The 7,725-nt window shown below is 42.9% G+C and carries 4 protein-coding genes and 1 pseudogene; 3 read left to right on the top strand and 2 right to left on the bottom strand.

Annotation, left to right across the window (positions count from 1 at the left end; genetic code table 11):
• Window positions 1–235: 235 nt before the first annotated feature.
• Window positions 236–4,498 carry an amino acid adenylation domain-containing protein gene (locus HWQ41_RS15660; RefSeq protein WP_292764357.1) on the bottom strand — a complete coding sequence of 1,421 codons (4,263 nt, stop codon included), beginning with the start codon at window positions 4,496–4,498 and terminating at the stop codon, window positions 236–238.
• Here HWQ41_RS15660 and HWQ41_RS15665 point away from each other — a divergent pair.
• On the top strand, window positions 4,470–4,682 hold the full coding sequence (locus HWQ41_RS15665; RefSeq protein WP_292764360.1) for an EVE domain-containing protein: 213 nt from the start codon (window positions 4,470–4,472) through the stop codon (window positions 4,680–4,682). The two genes, HWQ41_RS15660 and HWQ41_RS15665, sit on opposite strands and share 29 nt — an antisense overlap.
• A gap of 968 nt (window positions 4,683–5,650) precedes the next feature.
• Window positions 5,651–5,863 (top strand): annotated as a pseudogene (locus HWQ41_RS15670) (hypothetical protein); the annotation flags it as partial.
• Here the strand turns inward: HWQ41_RS15670 and HWQ41_RS15675 are convergent.
• On the bottom strand, window positions 5,854–6,075 hold the full coding sequence (locus HWQ41_RS15675) for a hypothetical protein (protein WP_292764362.1): 222 nt from the start codon (window positions 6,073–6,075) through the stop codon (window positions 5,854–5,856). The pseudogene HWQ41_RS15670 and the gene HWQ41_RS15675 sit on opposite strands and share 10 nt — an antisense overlap.
• Window positions 6,076–6,433: 358 nt before the next feature.
• Between HWQ41_RS15675 and HWQ41_RS15680 the strand changes: the two genes are divergently transcribed.
• Window positions 6,434–7,663, top strand: a complete 1,230-nt coding sequence (locus HWQ41_RS15680) for a glycosyltransferase (RefSeq protein WP_292764365.1) — start codon at window positions 6,434–6,436, stop codon at window positions 7,661–7,663.
• Window positions 7,664–7,725 lie beyond the last annotated feature (62 nt).

A 7,725-nucleotide genomic window follows, 5' to 3' on the forward strand; every position in this document is an offset into this window, starting at 1 on the left:
AGAGGATGTTTGAAAAGTCATGATTGATGTATCAAATATTTTTTACCCCACCCTAACCCTCCCCTTGTAAAGGGGAGGGAACCAGATTTTTCCTGTTTCCCCCCTTTACAAGGGGGGATTAAGGGGGGTAATAATGTGATTAAAATTACAGCCAACTACTTTTCAAACAACCTCTTAGGGGGTTGGGGGTGGGGTTCTTGTACCTCACAAGGGTCGAGAACCGCTATATTGATCCTTATTTTAAATTTTGTGCTTTCTCAATACAGCCTCTTAACTGTGCGGCGAGAACTTGGATATGGGGTTTTTTCAGCATAGTTAGGTGATTGCCAGGAATATGATGAATTTCTGTTCCTCCCAGAATTAGCTGATCCCAACCCATACTCGGATCTTCCTTGACAATGCTTGATTGAACCTTTGTTCTGAAAAGATTAATTCCTTTAGGGTAAGCTTGGGGAACGTAGTTGAGAACTGCTTGGCTATTGGCATAGAAAACACGAAGCATTGGACGAATTGCTAACTCGCTTAAAAGTCTTAACTTGGATTCTTCAGGTATAACGTTAATTGTGGCATCCTCTTTTAGGATGAAGTCAGAGAATAGATTTGTTTGGAGCGATCGCGTTAGCGACTCCCAAAAGGAGTATCGCGTTAGCGACTCCCAAAAGGAGTAGCGCACAATTTTACTAAAATTAGGCAACCGAGAAGTTAAACTGTTAATTCGATTCTTGGCGATCGCAATAATTAGATATAAATAATCGAGGAAAAAAGGCCATATATATCGCGCCACTGTAGTCAGCATAAACTTTAAACCATTACCCAAAGAAGGTATATTCCCCGGAATTGGTGCTAAAGTATCAAGTACAGCAAGTAGAGCCACTTCTTCCCCAGACTTTTGGAGTTGTTGAGCCATTTCAAAAGCAACCCAACCTCCAAAAGACCAACCTCCCAAAAAATAAGGGCCTTTCGGCTGCACTCTCCGCAATGCTTCAATATAGTGGTTAGCCATATCCTCAATGTTAGTTAATGGAGAAGTTTTTCCATCAAGTCCAATAGGTTGTAGCCCATAAAATGGTTGATTTTTTCCCAAATGATGAGCTAATTCGTAATAAGGAAAGACAACACCAAAAATTGGATGGACGCAGAAGAAAGCTGGACTTAAACCAGCAGGTTGAATCGGAACTAAGGGCGACCACGGCAGAGAATCTGTTTCTGAGGATAGAGAAGTTGCTAAACTTTCAATTGTTGGATTTAAAAATAAGCTAGATAGCGGCAATTCGTACTCAAACTGCTTGTTTATCTGCTTCAACAGACGTACAGTTAACAGCGAATCTCCGCCCAAGTCGAAGAAGTTATCGTGAATACCCACACGCTCAACATTAAGGACTTCAGCCCAAATTTTTGCCAAGGTTGACTCAGTTGGAGTCCGAGGAGCGATAAATGTTTTATCTATGAAGCGGCTAGCCGGACTGTCGAGTTCTGTTAGCGCCAAACGATCCACTTTGCCGCTAGCTGTTAGCGGCAGAGAATCCAGCATTACAAAAGCTTTTGGCACCATGTATTCGGGTAATTTTTCTTTTAAGAATTTACGTAGTACAGACGCATTAGCGAAGCGGGACGAAGTACAATTTTGCGTCTCTGCATTGAGAACAATATAAGCCACCAAGTACTTATCACCAGATACGTTCTCTTTAGCAATTACTACTGCTTTTTGCACACTTTCATGCTGATTCAGCACTGTTTCAATTTCTGACAACTCAATGCGGAATCCCCGAATCTTTACTTGATTATCGATGCGGCCTAAAAATTCAATATTACCGTCTGGTCGATACCGAGCTAAATCACCCGTCTTGTAAAGTCGCGCTCCCTTTTTATGATTAAAAGGATTGGGAATAAACTTTTCAGTAGTTAATTCTGGACGGTTAATATAGCCTTGTGCCAATCCCTCGCCACCTATATATAATTCGCCAGTAATTCCAATTGCTAAAGGTTGTAAATACTTATCTAATATATAAATTTGAGTGTTAGCAATAGGGCGACCAATGGGCGTTTTTTCACTCATAGAACTAATCTCTGCAACGGTTGACCAAACCGTTGCTTCAGTAGGCCCGTAAGCGTTAAAAAACCTACGGCTAGAACTCCACCAACGTTTGACAATATCATCGGTGCAGGATTCACCGGCACAAATAATAGTTTGCAATGCCGGAAGTGATTCTGTAGGTAAGACTGCTAATACTGCTGGCGGAAGGGTGACGTGAGTAATAGCTTTTTCGCGCAATAATTGCAGCAAAGGTTGTCCGGGGAGAAGGGATTCTTTGTTTGCTAAATAAAGAGTTGCTCCTGTTTGCAGTGCCATAACAATCTCAAAAATTGAGGCATCAAAACTTAATGATGCGAATTGCAGAATGCGGTTATTCGGTTGTAAGTTGAAAACCTCAATCTGAGCTTTTGCTAAGTTGGACAATCCTCGATGCTGGAGCAAAACGCCTTTAGGCTTTCCTGTTGAGCCAGAGGTGTAGATAACATAAGCTAGGTTGTCAGATGTTACGCAATTGGTTGGGTTTTCTTGGCTGTGTTGTGTAATAGTTGCCCAATCTTCATCTATGCAAATAATTGGATTCGAGAAGTTCTCAAAATGCTTGAGCAACTTTTCTTGTGTGAGCAAGACTGAAACTTGTGCATCTTCTAGCATGAAGTTAAGACGCTCTTGAGGTAGGCTCGGATCTAAAGGCAGGTATGCTCCACCTGCTTTGAGGATGCCTAATAGCGCGATGATCATCTCTAGCGATTTCTCTACGCAAATGCCAACTAAAGATTCGGTTTCTACACCTATTTTTTGAAGATAATGTGCAAGTTGGTTGCTGCGTATATTTAACTCTTTGTAGCTGAGTTCTTCATCGCCAAATACTAGTGCGTTCGCGGAGCGTGCGTTTAAGGCGATCGCATCGGGAGTTTTCTCTACCTGCGCTTCAAATAACTGATGAAAACACTTGTTCTCTGAGTAGTCTCTTTTAGTATCATTCCAATCAATTAATAACTCTTGTTGTTCTCGCACTGTCAGCAAAGACAAATCTGAAAGATGCTGTTCTGGATTGGCGACAATGCTTTCTAGCAGCGTTTGGAAATGTCCCAGCATCCTGGTAATGGTCGTGTCATCAAATAAATCGGTGCTATAAACCATTTGTGCTTTCAAACTTTCCAAGTCCTGCCACAGATGGAACTCTAAATCAAGCTTTGCGGTTTTGCTGTCGAACTCAAATAGCGAAAGCGTTAACCCAGGTAAATTTAGCGCTTCGATAGGAGTATTTTGCAGGCTAAATACAACCTGAAAAAAAGGATGATAGCTCAAATCTCGCTCTGGATGTAGTTCCTCCACCAGCTTTTCAAAGGGCAAGTCCTGATGGCTGTATGCTCCTAAAGTTACCTCTCGCACTCGCTTTAACAATTCTCGAAACTTCGGGTTTCCTGAGAAATCTGTACGTAGCACCAAGCTATTGACAAAAAAACCAATTAATCCTTCTAATTCGCTACGGTTGCGATTAGCAATAGGTGAACCGACTGTAATATCCTCTTGCTGGGTGTAGCGATAGAGCAAAGTCTGAAACGCTGCCAGCATTGTCATGAACAAGGTAACGCCTTCTTGGTAGCTAAGTGCCTCTAGCGCTTGAGTTAAGGAGTGTGGTAACTCTAGAAATTGTTTTGCACCCCTGTAGGTAGGAACTGCTGGTCTGAGTCGGTCGGCGGAGAGATTCAGCACCGAAATCCCGTCTAACTGTTTTTGCCAATAAGCTAACTGGGTTTGTAGGGGCGAGGTGCCGTTTGCCCCCACTTCTTGCAGCCACTCCCGTTGCCATTGGGCAAAATCTGCATATTGAATGGGTAGTTCTGGTAGGGGCGTAGACATGCAATCGCTTGTCGTCAGACATCGCTTATCCTCTGCAAAGGCTTTATATAATACCCCCAGTTCTCTAATTAGCACTCCAATTGACCAGCCATCGGCAACAATGTGATGTAGGTTTAGCAGCAGCACATATTCTGCTTCATCTAGTTGTAGCAGCTTTACTCGCAGCAATGGCCCGGTGGTGAGATTGAAAGGACGTTGAGCCTCTTGGGTTACGATTTGCTGCACTTGTGTGTCGCGTTCTTGGCTCTCGAAATTGCGTAGGTCTATTACCAGAAGAGGTATGGTTAAGCTGGGTGCGTTAGCACAGCTTTGTGCAGAAATCGCCTGCACTGGCTGCTGCTCTACCATCACAAATGTAGTGCGTAAGGTTTCGTGGCGACGTACAATTTCGTTGAATGTCTGCTTTAAGGCGGTGAAGTTGAGGGAACCTGTCAGGCGAAGTGCTGTTGACACATTGTAAAATGGATTGCCCGGTGCTAACTGGTCGAGAAACCATAATCGCTGCTGGGCGAAAGAAGTGGGAAAAACGAAAACCTCTGCTTCTTCAGAAAAATTAAGTTCTTCATCATCTGTGAGACTACTGAGAATATACTGGCTCATAAGTGAATGGCAAACAGTTCTGGTGGAATTTGTGGAAACTTTTTCTCAGACCATGTTGTTGTCAAGGCTCACAGAGGAGTTTAGCTCTGAAGAACTAATGGTTGTCAGACCAGGAAATCGGTTATCAGTGATGCCCGTTTCAAAAGCAGTGGCTTTGAAGATTTTGGCGATTAAAACCTCTTAAATGTCCGCTCAAAATAGAGACAGTTGTCCTGGCGATACATTTCCCCTCCGTCGCGTATGAAAACTGAAGTGACTAGCTGTTTATATAGACAACAAAAATCTATTCTACAACGTAGAAAAAACAACAACAACAGCCCTAATTCTTGCGTTAGGGTAGAAACAACTTAGTTTCCACAACGTAGAAAATGACCAAGGTTGAATGGGCGACATACCCTCACACAAAGGAACGATTTAGCTGTGTCTTCGACCCTGAAACCTCCCTACCCATAGAGCCAATCCAGAGGTTTTTGAACTACTGTAGAAAGAGTTATCAGGGGTTACGTTGTAGAAGAATTTTACCTAAATCAGTCACATCAAGGCTTCTACGACGTGGATTCTACATAAAGCTGTGCATAACGCACATAAGTTTGACCTACGATTATCCTCTGGCAGAAAATTCATATGATGCACGAGAGAGTGTTAATGCCATTCTAAGGGAACGGGAAAGTTTGGAGATATCATCACCTGGGCGAATGCACTTCAACCAACAGCATTCTGTCATGGTTCCAGCCCAGCAATGACCCTATCTGCCACACTGGAAACAATATAAGTAGCGAAAGTCACTAATGCAGCAGTGATAATTACTGCCATCAAACCTAAATAAGGGACTGACAAGAAATAAATTATTCAAAGAAACGTAGACGCAAAGCGGCTTGCCGCAGGCTACCACTCCAGACGCAGAGAACACAGAGAGAAGAGAAATAGAGAGGATTTTTGCGTCAGTTTTGGGATATTTTTTTATTTGTCAGTCCCTAAGCAATCAGCAAAATCACAAGAGTAACGCTTCCATTGAAAACCGATACCAAAGCATTACGTAATCTAGTAAATATTAAAGAGAATCCCAGGTATTAGGAGACCTGACGGGGCGACGAAATAGCCTAAAACACTGACAAAATAAAGAATGGAGCAATTTATGGTAAAAAAAGATAGATTACGGTTAGTGCTGTTGAAGTAACAGAGTTGACCCAGGAGGAGCAAAGCGATCGCCTGCATCTAGAACGCAAAGTGGAAAGAGCGGTTTTTGAAGCACCAAAAGCACTTATGGAGCTATGCGATCGCAGGCTGTACCGTTCCACGCACAAAACTTTTGAGGAATACTGCAAAGATAGATTTGGTTACAGCCGCCCACAGCCCTACCTTCTAATGGAAGCAGCAGCAATACCTACTTGGGCTGGATTCCAATGACGATCTGCGGCTAAGAAAATTGCCAAGTAAGGTTCAAAAACATCTCGCACATCATCCAAGCAAAGGTTGAGCCGATCCAAACTACGAACAGATGTGCTTTTAGAATTACCCTTAAAATGTTTATAACGACCAAAAAGCAGGTTATTAATCTTACGTTTAGGTTTTTGCATAAATCTGCTTTGGTCTGATTTGGTTACTATTAAAAGACAAATATTAATAATATGTAATATTATTAGTCTCCTTCTTCAGACTGATTATTATTAAAAAATTAACTAAAATAGATGATTTAAGTATGATTGCATAGTCTTAAATTTGACGTTAGTAAAAAGATATAAAGACTATATAAAGACTATGCCTTGATTAGTAAAGCTAGTCTTTGATAGCTGATGTTCGGAGAGTTTTAATCAACACTAATCATCCTGTAGGTAGATTCCAAATAAATGAGAAAATATCGAAAATAGAGTTACAAATATTAATAATTTCTGATTGTGGATGAAATCCTGTGTCGCTGCTCCTGGAGATGGAAAAATGGTTTTTATGGAAAGTAAGCGCTTGCTCTTCGTTGCTGACTTTCCATCTGTACAGCAGGGTAAAGACTTTTCTCAAACTTTAGTCCAAATACCCCCGTCACCGCATTGTGAAGTTTGTGTAATTGTTCCAGTTCGCAATGAAGCTCAGATGTTGGCAGCAACCCTTACTGCCCTGATACATCAAGTTGATCTAGAAGGACAGCTTTTAGATCCTAGACGTTACGAAATAATTGTGTTGGCAAATAATTGTAGCGATGATTCAGCAGCTATAGCCCGGAGTTTCGCGGGGCAACATCCAGATATAGCACTCCATGTAGTTGAAAAAACTCTGCCTCCTGCGGAAGCCTATATTGGTCGAGTGCGTCAGATTTTGATGGATGAAGCATACCGCCGTTTGTCTAGCTTAGGACGCACAAGGGGGGTAATTGCTTCAACTGATGGAGACTCGCAGGTAAGCCCAACTTGGATTGCTGCCAACCTGTACGAAATTAACTGTGGTGCTGATGCTGTCGGGGGGCGAATTCTTGTTGAGTGCGCTGGTCGTGCTAATCTACACCCTTACGCCAGAGCTTGCTATCTGCGTGAAGTGGGCTACCGCTATTTAATAACCGAATTAGAAACTTATCTTGATCCCGACCCTTATGACAGCTTTCCCCGCCATTATCAACACTATGGAGCAAGTTTGGCAGTAACAGCAGAAATGTATGCACTGGCAGGAGGCTTACCGGCAGTGCGGACTCCTGAAGATGTAGCTTTTTACCGTGCCTTGGTACGGGTAAATGCCCGTTTTCGCCACAGTTCCCTAGTGCGGGTAATAACTTCGGCAAGACAAATCGGACGTACCAATGTTGGTTTAGCAAATCAGCTGAGTAAATGGATAGAAATGGGACAGCGACAACAATCATTTGTAGTCGAGCCAGCAGGGGCTATCGAAACTCGTTTTATTGCACGTCGCCAATTACGAGTGATGTGGTGGTGCGTTCTCAATGGCTATCAGCCAAGTCATGCCAGCATCGCCTCCTTGGCAGAGATGCTGGGAATTTCAGCCCAATGGCTTGTGCAGAAATTGACCCAATCTTATACCTTTGGTCAGTTGTTTGAACAAGTCGAAGAACGCCAGCAGTCAGAGCAAACGTGGGCTTCGCGCTGGAAATGCGTGGAAATTGAACAAGCAATTGGAGATTTGCGCCTGCGTCTTGAGAGTTTGCGTCATATCATGTCCGCTTGATTACTTATTAAACCCGAAGAACCCCACCCCGCCAAAGCTACGCTTCGTCTCCCCTCCCCGCA

It is taken from the genome of Nostoc sp. NOS(2021), assembly GCF_017115025.1.
GTDB lineage: Bacteria > Cyanobacteriota > Cyanobacteriia > Cyanobacteriales > Nostocaceae > Nostoc.

Excerpts from the sequence above, each read along its gene's own strand:
- HWQ41_RS15680 (WP_292764365.1), top strand. The coding sequence starts at position 6,434 with ATGGTTTTTATGGAAAGTAAGCGCTTGCTCTTCGTTGCTGACTTTCCA.
- HWQ41_RS15675 (WP_292764362.1), bottom strand. The coding sequence starts at position 6,075 with ATGCAAAAACCTAAACGTAAGATTAATAACCTGCTTTTTGGTCGTTAT.
- HWQ41_RS15660 (WP_292764357.1), bottom strand. The coding sequence starts at position 4,498 with ATGAGCCAGTATATTCTCAGTAGTCTCACAGATGATGAAGAACTTAAT.